This is a genomic window from Micromonospora sp. NPDC002389, assembly GCF_040296095.1.
Lineage (GTDB): Bacteria > Actinomycetota > Actinomycetes > Mycobacteriales > Micromonosporaceae > Micromonospora.
Map to the genome: position 1 here is coordinate 212,446 of NZ_JBEOWP010000008.1, position 15,771 is coordinate 228,216.

A 15,771-nucleotide genomic window follows, 5' to 3' on the forward strand; every position below is an offset into this window, starting at 1 on the left:
GCACCGGCGAACCAGGCCAGCGCTGCGAACGCCCTGGATTACCAGGTAGGTACGACGTCGATGGGAATGAGCGTGAAGCTGCCCGCCGACGGCCGGGTGGTGATCACTAATGGTGGTAGTGGGACAGTCCACGTGGTCATCTCGGTGCAGGGCTACTTCACCGCCACGCCGACCACCGGTGCCGGTCTGCGCATTCTGGCGGCCAGCCGGCTGCTGGACACCCGTAGTGCCAGTGGGCGGGTGCTGTCGCGGGCGTGATGTCGGTTGGCGGCGGCGATGTTGGTGACGCCGGCGGTGCGGAGTGCGCCGGTGGCGGCGTTGCGTAGGGCGGCCATGACCTGGGGTCCGGTGCCGGTGCGGATCTGGCTGCGGTCTTCGTCGTAGGTGACGTCGCGGACCCAGTGGACCTTGTTCTCGATCGACCAGTGGTTGCGGATCCAGCCGGCCAGTTGGGCGGGTTTCGCCTGGTGGACGCGGAGATCGGTGATGGCGTAGACGGTTTCGGTGGTGAAGCGTTTCGGCTGATCGAGGCGGTGTCTGCGGCGGCGGACCTGTAGAGCCTGGACGGCGTGCGGGAAGTCGATGCCGGTGGAGACGGTGAGGATCTTGAGGGTGCGGATCTCGCGGCGGCCGTGTCCGCGGTCGGTGTCGCGTGCGGTGTCCGGGACCGCTTGCCAGGGCAGGCCGGCGAGTTGGGCGTGCAGGCGGGGGTGGTTGGCCTTGACGGTCAGGATCCAGTGCGCGCCGCGCTCGGCTAGGTAGTCGACGTGATCGCGTTGGCAGTGCAACGCGTCGGCGGTGATCACGGTGTCGCGCATGTCGTCGATCTGGTCGAGCAGCGGCGCGAACCGGGTGATCTCGTTGGTCTTGTCGTCGACATCGGTGCTGGCCAGGACCACGCCGGTGGTCTGGTCGCAGGCAGCGAGAACGTGCCGGGCTGCGGTATCGGTGGTGCGGGAGCCGCGCAGGGTCTTGCCGTCCACGGCGATCGCCTGCCGCGCCGTTGACGGCGTAGTCGTCGACCGTGCGGCGAGCCAGACACCGATCGCCCTGGTGAGCTGCTCCGGGTCCAGGGCCTGAAGGAGTCTGCGGATCATTGCCTCCGACGGACGCCGGTCCGGTGCGATGCCCAACGTCAGCGCGGTCGCGGCCGGGAGGTCGGCGACCCACTCGGCGATCGAGGTGTACGAGCGATAGCCGGCCACAACGGCGCACACCGCCGCAGTCACCACGACCGCCAACCGGTGCCGCACGCCCCGACGGGCGCGCGGATCCGGCAGGCCGGCCAGCGCTGCGGCCAGCCCAGCAGCGGTTTCGGGCACCGTGACAGCCGGTGCGCAGGACAAGGACGAGATCAGCGATGATGGCAGCGCGGGCATGGCTCACTTCGGACGATCAAGGCTTCGACACCCTGATGATCATCTGAACCGGCCATGCCCGCCTTGCTGCCCGCAAATCCGGCACTTCTCCGCTGAATGCCTCATCTCGGACACGTCCACGACTTTGCCGGGGCCCTGACACCGGTCCGCCGTCGCTTCACCAGCGTCCCGACAGCAAGGTACAGGTGGCTGCGCAGAACATCGACACCAACATCTGGTCTGCCGCCGAGACGTCCGCTGCCGGTGGTGTCTTCGAGGCGCCGTCGAGTCTCGGTGGTTCCATGGCTGGGCCGCCCACAGGAGTCCGCCTCGACAACGGTGGTAGCCCCGTCGAGGTCCTCTTCGCCGTCGACGCGGACGGTCGCCTATGGCACTACCGCCAGGCCGGGACCGCCTGGTCCTGGACGAGCCTCGGGGTCGCTGGTCTGACCGGTCAGGTCACCGTGGTCGAGGAGAGCGACAACGAGGTACGGCTGGTTGCGCGGTCCACCACTGGCACGGTGAGGACGGCGCTCTACTATCCCGATGGCGCACTGTCGACCTGGACCGACCTTGGTGGGCAGGTCACCGGCACCCCGACGGCCGTCGACCACCCCGGATTCCGGTCCAGGGCCGTCGTGCGGGGCTCGGACGGCGCGGTCCTCACCAACGGTGGAGAGCGGAACTGGCTCCTGGCCGACGCAGTGGGAGCGGATCGGGGACTTCACGGCCGCTGGCTCACCTGCCGCCGTAATGGATCCCGACCTCAGCCGAGTAGCCGTCGTGGCGCGTGGTGCCGATGACGAGCTGTACCAGATCTTCGAGACGGCAACCGGTGCGGGGACGTGGGGACAGTGGCGGTCACTCAACCCGGACCCGTGGACGCCGTTGAACGTCGCCACCGATCCCACTGTGGCCACGATCTCCACTGGAAGCACGCAGTCCTTCGTCATCGCCTACCGGAACCGCAACGGCGCGATCGGTCTGGCCGAGCGCCGTCTCGATCACGGAACGGGGTTACGTGGCGCCGAGGTCGCCGAGATGTCGTTCGAGCACCACAATCTGCTGCCACCGGCAGAGTCAAGAGCTGATCGGTCCTGGCCGGCCCGCAAGGCTGGCCGGGACCGTTTTCACCAGGATGACCGTGCGTTGAGGTCTGTTCTGACCCCTTAGGGAGGAATACAGAAGGATTGTTCGGGGTCCTTCCCGTCTGCGTGGTTACGGTGCCGCAGAGGGTGACATACACCGTGATGTCGCGACTGAGGGAGGACCGGCCATGCGTGTGCCCAACCGTAGCCCCAGACGGCAACACCTGCGCCCTCCTGTCCCGTACGCGGCACCGGCCGGGCGTCGCACCCCGATGCGGGGGCCCGCGAACTCCTCCCCGGTTGGGCCGGACCTGGACGCCTACCGGGAGGCCGTGGGCGAGCTGCTGGTCGAGGTGGGCGCGCTCGCGTCGGCGAGCAGCACCAAGGCCCGCCAGGTGCTGATCGACCAGCGGCTGCGGGAGCCGGCCATCGCCGCGGTGCTCGACGACACCCCGCAGGGGTTGATCGGCGCGCGGGAGACCCTGCTGCTGGAGATGGCCCGCTACCAGCCGAACGCCCGCAGCTCTGCGGGCGACCTGGCCGCGCTCGTCCGGATCTATCTGCTGTCGCGCATCGACGTGATGTGGTGGCGTGACGCGTCCACCTTCGTCACCGACGCCGAGGTGCACCACAGCGCCCAACTCGTCGACCTGGAGTGGCTGCGTCGCCGGGGCCTGCTGCGGTTCCGCTACACCGAACAGCCCCGCACGGTGCTCGGCCGGGGCGTACGCGCGGTGCGTCGCCGGGTGCTGCCGGACGCCACCCCGCGTACCGCCGGGTTGCTGTTCCGCCGGGCCCGGCGGGAGGTCGTGGCGCTGCTCAACGACATCGGCCGGGAGTTCACCGCGGCCACCACGGTCGGCACTCCGCCGCTCTGGGTGACCAGCCTGGTCCGCAGCGCCGAGCACCAGTACCGGCTGCGCCGTCTGGGGTACGCCGCGATGGTGCCGAGCGGGCACTGCCTGGGTTGGGCGGTGGACGTGGAGATGGCCTGGTACGAGCGCTTCGGCGCGCGGGACACGCTGGCCGGGATCCTGCTGGACCGGCAGCGTGCCGGCGAACTCAACGTGATCGACGAGGGGCAGGCCTGGCACATCTGCCTGGCGCCCTCGGCGACGCGGCGGCTGCGTCGCGCGTACGAGGCGGAGATGGGGATCTGACGATGTGCGGCATCGTGCTGAACGTCGGTCCGGAGGCCGACCCGGCGATCTTCCGACGGATGCTCGCCACGCTGGTCCCGCGCGGCGAGGTCACCGAGACGCGGTACGAGAGCGGTCTGCTCGCCGGCACCCGCCGACTGCGTGTGGTGGATCGGGACCGTGCGGTCCAGCCCTGGCTCTCCGCCGACGAGCGGTGGCTGCTCTGCTACAACGGCGAGGTCTTCAACCACCACGAGTTGCGCGCCGAGCTGACCGCCCTGGGCCACCGGTTCACCAGTGCCAGCGACACCGAGGTGGTGCTCGCCGCCTTCGAGCGCTGGGGCGAGGAGATGGTGACCCGGCTGCGCGGCGAGTACGCCTTCGCCGTCGTGGAACGGGCCACCGGCCGGGTCTACCTGGCGCGGGACCCGCTCGGCGTGAAACCGTTGTACTGGTCCCGCGCACCGGGGTGTCTGCACGTGGCCAGCGAGGTCAAGGCGCTGGTCCCGGCACGGGCGCCGGTGACCGAGGTGCCGCCGGGGCACCACGGCTGGGTCGACGAGGACCACCGGGTCCGGCTCCGCCCGTACGTGGACCTGCTCTCCCTCGGCGCCGACCTGCCGCCGGTGACGGACCCGGACGAGGCCGCCCTGCTCGTCCGGGACACCCTCACCGACAGCATCCGGGTACGCCTGGACACCGACCTCACGGTGGGCGTGGTGCTCTCCGGCGGGCTGGACAGCTCGCTGGCGCTGCTGCACACGGCTCAGACGCACCCGGACTGCGTCGCGGTCACCGTCGGCGCGCCGGGCAGCCCCGACCTGGCGTACGCCCGGCGGCTGGCCACCGACCTCGGGGTGCCGCACGAGGTGGTCGAGTTGCGTCCGCGCGACATCCGCCTCGCCGACGTCCGCGAGGCGATCCGTATCTCCGAGCTGACCGAGTACGGCGACATCATCAACGCGGTGGTCTCGGTGCCGATCTTCCGTCGGATGCGCGAGTTGGGCGTCAAGGTGGTGCTCACCGGGGACGGCTCCGACGAGCTGTTCGGCGGCTACCCGATGTACCACGAGGTCGGCCCGGCGGCGTCCCGTCGGCTGTTCCTCCACAAGATCCGCAACCTGTGCCGTACCGAGTTGCAGCGGGTCGACCGCACCAGCATGGGCTTCGGCGTGGAGGCCCGGGTGCCCTTCCTGGACCTGGCCCTGGTCGAGCTGGCCATGCGGCTGCCGCTCGACCTCAAGATGCGCGACGGTCAGGAGAAGTGGATCGTCCGCCGGGCCTTCGCCGACCTGCTGCCGGACTACATCCGGCGCCGCCCCAAGAACCCGATGTCGTACTCCTCGGGTCTGCACGAGCGAGCCCGGCTGTACAAGCCGCTCTTCGCCCGCCTGCACCGCTCGTTCGGCTACGACCTGCTGGAACCGGTCCGGCGTGACTTCGACAGCGTGTTGACGCGCTGCGGCAACGACCTGGACGCGGCGATCGCCGCCGGCCGGACCCGACCGGACTACACCGTCCTGGAGCATGCCCGTGACCTGGTGGGCGCGGCCCGCTGGAACGCCACCCCGATGGTCCGCCGGCTGGTCACCCCACGCCGTACCCGGGGCGACGAGGCACCCCTGCCCGGCTGAACCGTCTCGGGCGACACCGGGCGCGGACTGTGCCGGGGTTCAGTCCTCGTCCTCGCCGGTGGCGGTGCGGATGCGGTGGACCAACTGCTCCAGCGCGGTCACCTCGGCGCGCAGCGCGATGCGCCCGGCGCGGGTCAGCCGTAGCCAGGTGACCGGCCGTCGTCCCTCGTAGCCCTTGGTCGTCTGGAGCAGCCCGGCCTGCTCCAGGATGCGCAGGTGGCGGTTCAGGTTGCCGTCGGTGAGGCCGAGTTCGTCGCGAAGCGTGGCGAATCGGCACTCGGCCGTTTCGCTGAGCACGGTCAGGATGCCCAGGCGCACTCGCTGGTGCACCACGTCGTCGAGGACCGTGGCCGGATGCGGGGCCGGGTCGTTCGCCGTCGGCGGGGAGTGTTCAGTCACGTCCGGAAGACCTGCCCGAGGCCAGGTTGACGATCGCGACGGCCAGCAGGGGAAGGGCCATCAGGACAAGATAGTGCCCCGGCCGGAGCGACAACTGGCCGCCGAGACCGTCCCCGCCGATGAGGACGCTGGTCCAGCCGGGCAGCCGTCCGAGCGGAAACCCGGAGCACAGCCAGACGGCGAGCAGGGTGATCCACGACCCGGCGGCGACCAGTGCGCGGCTGCGTTCGGCCCAGCCCAACACGACGACCGCCAGGCCCACCGGCAGCAACGGGGTCAGCAGTCCGGCCCAGTGGAGGCCGGACCGGCTCGTCAGCCCATCCGACAACGCGCCGGTGGGTACCGCCGCCAGTACGGCGAACAGCACCAGTACGCCGAGTCCTGTGGCGGCGACCAGCGGCCACGCCACCCGGACACCGTGGCGGCGGGCCCGCCAGGCATACCAGGCAGCGATGGCGGCGAACAGCAACGGCGTGCCGACGAACCAGAAGACGTAGGACGCCACCGGGCTGACCTGTTCGTCGGGCAGCCCGGCCCAGAACGGGTGCTCCACGGAGATCGAGTGAGGTTGGGTCAATGGTGACCGGTAGAGGGACATGCTGCTCAGCAGCAGGACGGCGAAACCGCTCGCGGGCAGCCAGGCACCGCCGTGCACGCGTCGACGCGTCCGTCTGCGGATCCGCTCCAGCCGGGCGAGCGTCTCCGCGGCCTCTCCGGCGGCACCCTGGGGCATGTGGCACTCCTAACTCTGCTCTGCCAACAACTTTGCAATGCAAAGTCTATGGTCGGCGCGTCGTTCCGGACAAGCCCCGGTGAACTTCGATGGCTCCCACACTCCGACCGGCGGCCCGGTCTGCGCGGTGGGAGCGCGGGCGGGTCAGGTGGTGAGCAGGAGGGCGCTGACGGCGGCGAGGGTGCCGAGGGTCGCGACGGCGGCGCTGGTGGCGAGGAAGCGGGCCACCGGCACCCGTACCCGGGCGGCCCGACAGCGCTCCAGCCAGAGCAGGGTGGCCAGGGACGCCCACGGCAGCGCCAGCGGGCCGATGTTGGTGCCGATCAGCAGGGCGAGCAGGCGTTGCCGGTCGCCGGCCGGCAGCACCGCCTCGCCGGCCAGGTAGGCGGGCAGGTTGTTGACCAGGTTGGACAGCAGCGCGCCGGTGCCGCCCGCGCGCAGCAGGCCGGGTACCCCGCCGTCGTCACCGGCGAGGCGGGCGACGAGGTCGTTCAGACCGAACGCGCCGATGGTCTGGATCACCAGGAACAGACCGGTGACGAAGAGCAGCAGCCGCCATGGCAGCAGGGCGGGGCGCAGCGTACCGGGGGAGCGGAAGGCGAAGACGATCAGCAGCAGACCGGCGGCGACGGCCGAGGCCAGGCCGACCGGTGCGCCGGCCACGATCGCGCCGACGAAGAGCAGGCAGGCGACGAGCGCGGTGCGGTAGAGCACCGGGTCGGCGGGCCGGTGCACCGGCGGTGGCGGGAACCGGCCGTCGACGGGGCGGTCGCGTCGCCACCAGAAATACCAGAGCAGGACCGTGGTGACCGCGAGCGCGGCCAGTTGGGGCAGCCACATGACGCTCGCGTACGCCAGTGGGGCGAGCCCGATCCGGTCGGCGGCCAGCAGGTTGGTCAGGTTGGATACCGGCAGCAGCAGGCTCGCCGTGTTCGCCAGCCAGACCGTGGTGACCGCCAGCGGGGCCACCGCCGTGCGCAGGGTGACCGCCAGCGCGAGCATCACCGGCGTGAGCAGCACTGCCGTGGTGTCCAGGTTGAGCACGACGGTGGTGAGCGCGGCGAAGCCGACGCAGAGCGCGAACAGGAGCGGCCAGCGGCCCCGGGCGGCGACCGCCAGCCGGGTGGCGAACACGTCGAAGACACCGGCGGCGGCGGTGAGTTCGGCGAGGACCACCACGGTGCCGAGGAAGACCAGCAGCGGCAGGACCCGGGCGAGGGTGTCGGCGGCGTCGGCGCGGGGCAGTAGACCGGTCGCCACGCACGCGGCACCCAGGACGGCCAGCCCGACGGCGATCACGTCCAGCGGGTGCGGCCGGCGTCGGCCGGGTGCGGCCGGGGCGGCGTCTGGGGAGGTCACGGCGCATCTTCGCACGGCCGGGCGGCCTCATCCGCTCGGGTGCCGGTCGAGGTGACGGCCGGTACCGCCGGGTGCTCGCGGTCAGCCGGCGGAGGGGTCGGCCCTGGTCGGTGTACTCGGTCTCGATCCGGCCGTCGGCGTGAGCGGTACACGTGACCGGGCCCGGCCCCCGAGCAGGGGACCGGGCCCGGTGGGCGCGGGTGGTGCTACCAGCTCAGGTAGCTGGGCTGGGTCTGGACGTTGAACTCGCGGTAGTGGACCAGCTTGGCCGACCACGTCCGCCAGTCGTTGAGTTCGAGCACGTCCAGCCCCTTCTGGATGTCGGAGGAGTAGATGTGCCCGTTGTAGTAGTAGGCCGACCAGGAGCCGCCGACGATCAACTGGCTGTCCGAGAGCGGGCCCCGCTCCCAGAAGCCGATCTCCTTGGGCTTGCGGGAGTCGGTGAAGTCCCACACCGAGATGCCGCCCTGATACCACGCCTGGACCATGATGTCCCTGCCGAGGACCGGGATCAGCGAGCCGTTGTGTGCCACGCAGTTCTCGGTGTCGCCGTTGGTCCGCGGGATCTTGAAGTAGCTGCGGAACTCCAGCTTGCGGTTGTCGCCCCGGCCGGTGAGGTCGTAGATCGCGTTGGCGCCCCGGTTCGGGCCGATCTCCTCGTTGCAGGTGGCTCCGCCACCGCCGCCGAGTTCGTCGGTGAAGACGACCTTGGTGCCGCGGTTGTTGAAGGTGGCCGAGTGCCAGAACGCGAAGTTGACCGTGTCGCGCACCGTGTGCAGGACGCGCGGGGCCTCCCGCTTGCTGATGTCCAGCAGCACGCCGTCACCCATGCACGCCCCGGCGGCGAGGTCCTTCTCCGGGTAGGCGGTGATGTCGTGGCAGCCGCTGGTCGCCGATCCGCCCGTGCGGCCCTCGTAGCCGCCGTCCGGGAAGAGGTTAGGCGTGGCGACCACGGCCGCGTCGGTCGGCTTCTTCAGCGGGACCTTGACGATGCTGATCGAGTCGTGCGGCGGCTGGCAGTCGGGGAAGGTGGCCTGTGGGCTGTACGAGGAGACGTACAGGTAGACCGACTTCTTGTCCTTGGCCGGCACCAGCGTGTGGGTGTGCGAGCCGCAGGCGGTCTCGACCGCCTTGAGGTAGCGCGGCTTCTTCTTGTCCTTGACGTCGAAGATCTTGATGCCCTCCCACGACTCCTTGATCGCGGCGGACTGGGAGACGCTGCTGCACGAGTCGTCGGTGCGGGACGCGTCGGTCGACAGGAAGAGCAGGTCACCATAGATGGAGATGTCGTTCTGGGCGCCCGGGCAGAGCACCTGCGACACGATCTTCGGCTTGCTCGGCTTCGCGACGTCATAGATGACGAAGCCGTCGTAGTTGCCGACGAAGGCGTACTTGCCCTGGAAGGCGATGTCGGTGCCGAGCGCCGCCGTGGTGTCGAACGGGGCCTGCTTGGGCAGGTTGGCGATCTGCTTGAGGTTGGGGCTGTGGGAGATCTCGTCGACACCGAGGGGTGCCTCGACGGCGGCGGACTCGGTGACCGTCCGCGTGACCGTCTGCGCGTTGCCGGGTGTGGCGACGGCGATGCTGGCGAGGAGGAGCCCGGTGGCGGCCACGCTGACGACGCGTAGCTGCCGCCCCCGCGGCGGGGTCAATCCGACCATCGGCGATGCCCTTCGAGAGGCGAGTGGCGATGGGCCGTACCATAACTCCGCGACGACACTCATCGATGTGATCTGGCTCACATCTAGCAAACATCGTGAATGGATACGATCGCTGCGACCTCGACCCTGAGGGGGTGTCGCATGACCGCCCGACGTGGACGCCTGCTGGCTGTCGTCACATCGGTCGTGGTGGTACTCGCGGTGTCGGCGTTCGCGTTGCGTGACGGCGACGAGTCCGCGCCACCCGGGCCGGCGCCCGCCGCCGAGGCCTCGTCGTCGGTCGGTCCGTCGCCGGATCCGGACGCGCCGCTGGTGATCGTGCCCGGACGTCCCGGCGAACCGGCCGTCGAGCGGCCCGGCACCGAGGTACGCGACGACTCGCCACCGCGGTTCAACACCCTGGACGCCTGGTTCGCGCGGATGATGATCCCGCACCACGAGCAGGCGCTGGAGATGTCCGCGCTCGCCCCGGACCGGGCCGCCGACCCCCGGGTACGCGCCCTGGCCGACCGGATCCGCGCCGGCCAGCGACCCGAGATCGGCGTGCTGCGAGCCTGGCTGGCCGAGCGCCACCTCTCCACCGAGGTGTCCGGGCACGACCACGCCACGATGAAGGGCATGCAGTCGCCCGAGGCGATGGGCCGGCTCGCCGCCGCCCGGGGCGTCGACTTCGACCGTCTCTTCCTGCGGATGATGACCGAACACCACGAGGGCGCCGTGGTGATGGCGACCGACCTGCTCAAGGTGGGTCTCGACCAACGGATGTCGGAGTTCGCCACCTCGGTCGCCACCGAGCAGGGCGTGGAGATCGTCCGGATGCGCGACCTCACTCCCTGACCAGCACCGGGATGACCCCGCGCCACCCGTACGCTGGGTGGCGATGAGAGCGACGGTCCTGGGCCGCCCGCTGCGCGGGGTCGCCTTCGACGTGGCGGTCTCCGGCCTGGTGGCGCTGCTCGCGCTGGCGTCCACCGCCGGTAGCGCCGCCGGCTGGCCGGGCACCATCCTCGGGCTGGGCATGGCGGTGGCGCTGCTGTGGCGGCGGGGCCAGCCGGTCGGCGTGACGGTGGTCGTGGCGGCGCTGGCGTACGTCCAGGTCGCCCTCGACTGGGCACCCCTGCCGTACGACGTGGCGGTGCTGATCGCCCTCTACAGCGTGGTCAAGTACGCCGATCGGCTGCGCGACGGGGTGCTGGCCGGGGTCGTCGCCGCCGTCGGGGTGGTGTTCGCCGCGGCACGGACGCCGTCCCAGGTCGCCTGGCCCTTCACCGCCGTCTTCTACGGGCTGGTCGTGGGCGCGGTCTGGCTGGCCGCGCTGAACGTGCGGACCCGCCGGTTGTACGTGCTCAGCCTGGAGGAGCGGGCGGCCACCCTGGAACGGGAGCGCGAGGCGCAGTCGCGGGCGGCGGTGGCCGAGGAACGCACCCGGATCGCCCGCGAGCTGCACGACGTGGTGGCGCACGGCATGGCGGTCATGATCGTGCAGGCGGACGGCGCCCGGTACGTGCTCGACAAGGACCCGCAGGCGGCCCGGGAGGCGGTCCGGATCGTCGCGGACACCGGCCGGCAGGCGTTGGGCGACATGCGGCGGCTGGTGGGCGTCCTGCGCGAATCGAGCCCGCCGGAGCCGGCGGCCGGAACCGACCCGGCACCGGACCCGGCGGCCGGGCCCGACCCGGCACCGGAACCTGCCGAGCCGACGCATCGGCGTCCCTCCGTCGCCGAGCTGCCCGCCCTGCTGGACCGGTTCCGGGCCGCCGGACTCCGGGTGCGCCACACCGTCACCGGCGACTCCGGGGCACTGCCGCCCGCGCTCGAGCTGACCGTCTATCGGCTGGTGCAGGAGGCGCTGACCAACACGCTCAAGCACGCCGGGGTCGGCGCCACCGCCGAGGTCGACCTGGCGCACCGCGCCGACGCCGTCGTGCTCGAGGTCCGCGACGACGGGCGGGGCCGCGCCCCGGCCACCCCGGCACCGCCCGGCGGTCACGGCCTGGTCGGCATGCGCGAGCGGGTCTCGGTGTACGACGGCAGCCTCACCGCCGGCCCCCGCCCGGGCGGGGGATGGCTGCTGCGGGCGCGACTGCCGCTACCCTCGTCCCCCGGGACGGAGGTGGTCACGGCATGACGGTCCGGGTGGTGATCGTGGACGACCAGGCCCTGGTCCGGGCCGGCTTCCGGATGGTGCTCGACTCCCAGCCCGACCTGGAGGTGGTCGGCGAGGCGATCGACGGCGCCGACGCCCTGCGGCTGCTCGCCCGCGTCGAGGCCGACGTAGTGGTGATGGACGTCCGGATGCCGACCATGGACGGGGTGGAGGCCACCCGCCGACTCTGCGCCGACCAGCCCTCCGACGGTCCCCGGGTGCTGGTGCTGACCACGTTCGACACCGAGGCGGACGCCTTCGCCGCGCTGCGGGCCGGTGCCAGCGGATTCCTGCTCAAGAACGTGCCGCCCGAGGAGTTGCTCGCCGCGATCCGGGTGGTCGCCCAGGGCGACTCGGTGGTGGCCCCGTCGATCACCCGCCGTCTGCTGGATCGGTTTGCCGGGCAGCTCGGCGCAGGCCCGACCGAGGACCCCCGGTTGGCCCGGCTCACCGAGCGGGAACGGGAGATCCTGCTGCTGGTCGCGCAGGGCCTGGCCAACGCCGAGATCGCCACCCGGGTGCACGTCGCCGAGGCGACGGTGAAGACGCACGTCGGGCGGATCCTGGCCAAGCTCGAAGTGCGCGACCGAGTGCAGGCCGTGGTGTTGGCGTACGAGAGCGGGCTGGTCACCCCGGGCGCGGAGAACCGGCGTACGACCTGAGGCGTACGGGTCCGCCCGGTCCGGGACGACCTGCGGCGTACCGAGGTCGAGCGCGCGGGTTGATCTCGACCGGCCGGTGTCCTGCCTAGCGTCGGAGGAGTCCTGGTCCGTCCTCCGCACGGGGAGTCGCACGTGTTCCTCGCACCACCCGCCCACGCCGTCGCCGGTGTCGCCGTCACCGCCCGGGGCCTGTCCAAGCGGTACGGCACCGGCCCGGCCGCCGTCGTCGCGCTCGACCGGGTCGACCTCGACGTCGCCGCCGGCCGGTTCACCGCCATCATGGGACCGTCCGGCTCCGGCAAGTCGACGCTGATGCACTGCCTGGCCGGTCTGGACCGGCCCACCGCAGGCACGGTGTACGTCGGTGACGCCGAGCTGGGCCGCCTGGACGACCGGCGGCTCACCCTGCTGCGCCGGGACCGGGTCGGCTTCGTGTTCCAGAAGTTCAACCTGCTGCCCGCGCTCAGCGCGGCGGAGAACATCACGCTGCCGCTGGACATCGCCGGTCGGCGGGCCGACCCGGCCTGGCTGCGTCAGGTGGTCGCCGCGGTCGGGCTGACCGACCGGGTACGGCACCGGCCGGCCGAACTCTCCGGCGGCCAGCAGCAGCGCGTCGCGGTGGCCCGGGCGCTGATCACCAAACCGTGGGTGATCTTCGCCGACGAGCCGACCGGCAACCTGGACTCCCGGGCCGGGGCCGAGGTGCTGCGGCTGCTGCGCGAGGCGGTCGACAGCCTCGGCCAGACGGTGGTGATGGTGACCCACGACCCGGTCGCCGCCGGGTACGCCGACCGGGTGGTCTTCCTCGCCGACGGGCGCCCGGTCCGGGAGCTGACCGAGCCCACCGCCGAGCTGGTCCTCGACGTGCTCGCTGGGCTGGACCCGTCCGCCGCCGTGGCCGGCGCGTCGACGCGGGGGCGGTGACCGTGCTCCGGCTGACACTTCGCTCGCTACGTGCCGAGGCGGCACGGATGGTGATGTCCACCCTCGCCGTGGTGCTCGGCGTGGCCTTCATCGCCGGCACGCTGATCTTCGTCGACGGGATGCGGGCCGGCGCGTACGACCGGGCCGGCACCTTCGACCGACACACCGACGCCGGGATCTACGCCGACCGGGACCCGATCGACCCGGCGCTGGTCGACCGGGTCCGCGCGGTCGACGGGGTCCGCGCCGCCGAGGGGGAACTGACCGACACCGCCGGGGTGGTCGGCTCGGACGGGCGACCGGTCCTCGGCTTCGGCGTCCTCGCCGCCGTGCCGACCGATCCGGTGCTCCAGTCCTACGACGTGGTGACCGGGCGGCTGCCCGTCCGGGCCGGCGAGGTGGTGCTCGACCGGCGGACCGTCGACGACCAGTCGTTCCGGCTCGGCGGCACCGTACGCGTCGGCGGCGCCGCCGGGGCGGCCCAGCCGTTCATGCTGGTCGGCGTGGTCGACGTGGCCGACACCCCGCGCGACATCGGCGGGCCGTTCGTCGGGCTGGTCGGCGCCGACGCGCTCGCCGTCACCGGCTGGTCCGGGTACGGGCGGATCATGGTCGCGGCCGAGCCCGGGATCACCGACACCGAGCTGGCCGCCCGGCTCGCCGACGTCGCCGGGGCGGGCACCACCGTGCGGACCCGCGCGGAGATCCTGGAGGCCGCCGTCGCCGACGCGGTCCGCGACGTGGACCAGTTCCACCTGGTGCTGCTCACCTTCGCCGGGGTGGCGGTGGTGGTGGCGGCCTTCGTCATCGGCAACACCTTCACCATCGTGCTGGCCCAGCGCACCCGCCGGACCGCGCTGCTGCGCCTGGTCGGGGCCACCCGGGGGCAGGTGTTCCGAGCCGCCGTGCTGGAGTCGGCGGTGGTGGGTCTGGCCGCCTCGGCGCTCGGCGTCCTGGTCGGGGCCGGACTCGCCGCCGCGCTGACCGCACTGGTGTCCCGACTGGACATGCCGCTGAGCGGTGAGCTGACCGTCACCGTCGGCACCGTGCTGGGCTGCCTGGTCGCCGGCACCGCGCTCACCGTCGCCGCCGCGTGCGTACCGGCCTGGCAGGGCACCCGGGTCGCCCCGGTGGCGGCCCTCACCGACGCCGCCGTGCAGGTCACCCGCCCCGCCGGCCGGGTACGGCTGGCCGGCGGCGCGATGGTCCTCACCGCCGGGGTCGCCGCCCTGGCCGGTGCGGCCTCCGCCGGACAGATCGTGCTGGTCGCCCTGGGCGGGGTGCTGAGCTTCCTCGGCATCGTGCTGTTCGGCCCGGTGCTGGTGCCGGCGCTGGTCCGCCTGTTCGGGGCACCGCTGCGGCGGGTCCTCGGCGTCACCGGCGCGCTGGCCGTGGCCAACGCGGTGCGCAACCCCCGACGGGTGGCCGCGACCGCCACCGCGCTGGTGATCGGCATCGGTCTGGTCTCGTCGTTCCTGGTCGGCGCGCAGAGCACCAAGGTGGCCATCGAACGGACCGTGGACGCCGAGGTCGGGGTGGACTTCCTGGTCACCGGCATCGGTGTGGACCTGCCCGCCGGGCTGACCGGCGCGTTGGCCGCCCGGCCCGAGCTGGGCGTGGTGCACGAGGCACGGACCCGGACCGCCGACGACGTCGAGTACCGGACGGTCCACCCGGCACTGGTCGGCGACCGGATCGAGCAGGTGGTGACCGGGCAGCTCGACCGGCTCGGACCGGGACGGATCCTGGTCGACCGCGAGCTGGCCCAGCGACGCGGCTGGTCGGCGGGGGACCGGGTCACCCTGCGGTCCCAGCCGTTCGAGGTGGCGGCGGTGGTCGACGGACTGGCCTCCGGCGGCACCGGGTCGACGGTGCCACCCGGACACGCGGTGGGTCTGGTCGACACCGACCACACCCGGCTCTTCCCCGGCGAGCGCGGCTTCCAGGCCGAGGTCGATCCGGCCCCGGGCGTCCCGGTCGGTACGGCACGCGCCGCCATCGAGGCGGTACTGGTCGACTACCCGACGGTCAACCTGCTCGATCAGGCGGCGTACAAGCGGATGCTCACCTCCACGGTGGACATGCTGCTCGCGTTCGTGGTCGCGCTGCTCGGGCTGGCGGTGGTGATCGCCCTGGTCGGGGTGGCGAACACGTTGAGCCTGTCGGTGGTGGAACGGACCCGGGAGAACGCGGTGCTGCGTGCCGTCGGGCTGACCGCTGGGCGGATGCGCGCCATGCTGGCCGTCGAGGCGGTCCTCACCGCGCTGGTCGGCGCGGTGCTCGGGGTCGCGCTCGGCACCGGCGTCACCGCCGGGGCGATGGCGTTGCTGGCCCGGCTCGCCGGGGAGTTCACCCTGGTCGTGCCCTGGGCACGGCTCGGCGGGGTGCTGGCCGTCGCGGTGCTGGCCGCGCTGCTGGCGTCGGTGCTGCCGGCGCGGCGCGCACTGTCCCGGCCGGTCGTCGAGGCGCTGGCTGACCAGTGACTGTGGTGGGGGGTGTGGGGGGTGTGGCCCTGCCGTGCCCGGCTCCGGGCGGTCAGGCTTGATCCCTGCGCCGGGCACGGCAGGGCCACACCCCTCGGTGGTCGCTGTCCGCCGGCCACCCGCTGATTGTGGCAGTGTGGCTGCTCGACACGCCGATACGGGAACAGCTACAGCGCCACGATGGA

At 72.2% G+C, this 15,771-nt stretch carries 13 protein-coding genes and 1 pseudogene; 9 read left to right on the forward strand and 5 right to left on the reverse strand.

The window, feature by feature from the left end; all coding sequences use genetic code 11:
- Positions 1–152: 152 nt before the first annotated feature.
- On the reverse strand, positions 153–1,322 hold the full coding sequence (locus tag ABT008_RS17615; RefSeq protein ID WP_350697278.1) for an ISAs1 family transposase: 1,170 nt from the start codon (positions 1,320–1,322) through the stop codon (positions 153–155).
- Positions 1,323–1,471: 149 nt separating this feature from the next.
- Between ABT008_RS17615 and ABT008_RS30480 the strand changes: the two are divergent.
- The 4 genes and pseudogenes from ABT008_RS30480 to ABT008_RS17630 form a co-directional block, all read left to right on the forward strand.
- Positions 1,472–2,008 (forward strand): annotated as a pseudogene (locus ABT008_RS30480) (DUF8189 domain-containing protein); the annotation flags it as partial.
- On the forward strand, positions 1,905–2,531 hold the full coding sequence (locus ABT008_RS17620; RefSeq protein WP_502890443.1) for a DUF8189 domain-containing protein: 627 nt from the start codon (positions 1,905–1,907) through the stop codon (positions 2,529–2,531). The pseudogene ABT008_RS30480 and the gene ABT008_RS17620, both read left to right, overlap by 104 nt.
- A gap of 103 nt (positions 2,532–2,634) precedes the next feature.
- Positions 2,635–3,606 carry a DUF5715 family protein gene (locus ABT008_RS17625; protein ID WP_350697280.1) on the forward strand — a complete coding sequence of 324 codons (972 nt, stop codon included), beginning with the start codon at positions 2,635–2,637 and terminating at the stop codon, positions 3,604–3,606.
- A gap of 2 nt (positions 3,607–3,608) precedes the next feature.
- Positions 3,609–5,219, forward strand: coding sequence for an asparagine synthetase B family protein (locus ABT008_RS17630; protein WP_350697281.1), 1,611 nt, complete (start codon positions 3,609–3,611; stop codon positions 5,217–5,219).
- A 39-nt stretch (positions 5,220–5,258) separates the two neighbouring features.
- Here the strand turns inward: ABT008_RS17630 and ABT008_RS17635 are convergent, their stop codons facing one another.
- The 4 genes from ABT008_RS17635 to ABT008_RS17650 all read right to left on the reverse strand — a co-directional run bounded on the left by ABT008_RS17635 (position 5,259) and on the right by ABT008_RS17650 (position 9,371).
- Entirely contained in the window at positions 5,259–5,618 is a 360-nt protein-coding gene (locus ABT008_RS17635) for a winged helix-turn-helix domain-containing protein (RefSeq protein ID WP_350697282.1), read from the reverse strand.
- Positions 5,611–6,351, reverse strand: coding sequence for a hypothetical protein (locus ABT008_RS17640; RefSeq protein ID WP_350697283.1), 741 nt, complete (start codon positions 6,349–6,351; stop codon positions 5,611–5,613). The genes ABT008_RS17635 and ABT008_RS17640 overlap by 8 nt, the downstream gene beginning before the upstream one ends.
- A gap of 144 nt (positions 6,352–6,495) precedes the next feature.
- Positions 6,496–7,710 (reverse strand): ArsB/NhaD family transporter, encoded by a 1,215-nt coding sequence (locus tag ABT008_RS17645; protein WP_350697284.1) that lies wholly within the window; start codon positions 7,708–7,710, stop codon positions 6,496–6,498.
- A 206-nt stretch (positions 7,711–7,916) separates the two neighbouring features.
- Positions 7,917–9,371, reverse strand: coding sequence for an LVIVD repeat-containing protein (locus tag ABT008_RS17650; RefSeq protein WP_350697285.1), 1,455 nt, complete (start codon positions 9,369–9,371; stop codon positions 7,917–7,919).
- Positions 9,372–9,512: 141 nt separating this feature from the next.
- On the opposite strand from ABT008_RS17650, the gene ABT008_RS17655 reads away from it, so the two are divergent.
- The 5 genes from ABT008_RS17655 (at position 9,513) to ABT008_RS17675 (ending at position 15,586) form a co-directional block, all read left to right on the forward strand.
- Positions 9,513–10,208, forward strand: a complete 696-nt coding sequence (locus ABT008_RS17655) for a DUF305 domain-containing protein (RefSeq protein WP_350697286.1) — start codon at positions 9,513–9,515, stop codon at positions 10,206–10,208.
- Positions 10,209–10,251: 43 nt separating this feature from the next.
- The gene (locus ABT008_RS17660; RefSeq protein ID WP_350697287.1) at positions 10,252–11,499 is read left to right on the forward strand and encodes a sensor histidine kinase; all 1,248 of its coding nucleotides are present in this window, start codon (positions 10,252–10,254) and stop codon (positions 11,497–11,499) included.
- A complete protein-coding gene (locus ABT008_RS17665) occupies positions 11,496–12,179 on the forward strand; it encodes a response regulator (RefSeq protein WP_350697288.1) in 684 nt (227 codons plus the stop codon). Before ABT008_RS17660 ends, ABT008_RS17665 begins: the two co-directional genes overlap by 4 nt.
- 132 nt (positions 12,180–12,311) lie before the next feature.
- Entirely contained in the window at positions 12,312–13,103 is a 792-nt protein-coding gene (locus ABT008_RS17670) for an ABC transporter ATP-binding protein (protein ID WP_350697289.1), read from the forward strand.
- A gap of 47 nt (positions 13,104–13,150) precedes the next feature.
- Complete coding sequence (locus ABT008_RS17675) at positions 13,151–15,586, forward strand: ABC transporter permease (RefSeq protein ID WP_502890444.1); 2,436 nt, start codon at positions 13,151–13,153, stop codon at positions 15,584–15,586.
- Positions 15,587–15,771 lie beyond the last annotated feature (185 nt).

Coding starts and splice junctions, on each gene's coding strand:
- ABT008_RS17620 (WP_502890443.1), top strand. CDS start 1,905: ATGGCGCACTGTCGACCTGGACCGACCTTGGTGGGCAGGTCACCGGCA.
- ABT008_RS17625 (WP_350697280.1), top strand. CDS start 2,635: ATGCGTGTGCCCAACCGTAGCCCCAGACGGCAACACCTGCGCCCTCCT.
- ABT008_RS17630 (WP_350697281.1), top strand. CDS start 3,609: ATGTGCGGCATCGTGCTGAACGTCGGTCCGGAGGCCGACCCGGCGATC.
- ABT008_RS17640 (WP_350697283.1), bottom strand. CDS start 6,351: ATGCCCCAGGGTGCCGCCGGAGAGGCCGCGGAGACGCTCGCCCGGCTG.
- ABT008_RS17650 (WP_350697285.1), bottom strand. CDS start 9,371: ATGGTCGGATTGACCCCGCCGCGGGGGCGGCAGCTACGCGTCGTCAGC.
- ABT008_RS17655 (WP_350697286.1), top strand. CDS start 9,513: ATGACCGCCCGACGTGGACGCCTGCTGGCTGTCGTCACATCGGTCGTG.
- ABT008_RS17660 (WP_350697287.1), top strand. CDS start 10,252: ATGAGAGCGACGGTCCTGGGCCGCCCGCTGCGCGGGGTCGCCTTCGAC.
- ABT008_RS17665 (WP_350697288.1), top strand. CDS start 11,496: ATGACGGTCCGGGTGGTGATCGTGGACGACCAGGCCCTGGTCCGGGCC.
- ABT008_RS17675 (WP_502890444.1), top strand. CDS start 13,151: ATGGTGATGTCCACCCTCGCCGTGGTGCTCGGCGTGGCCTTCATCGCC.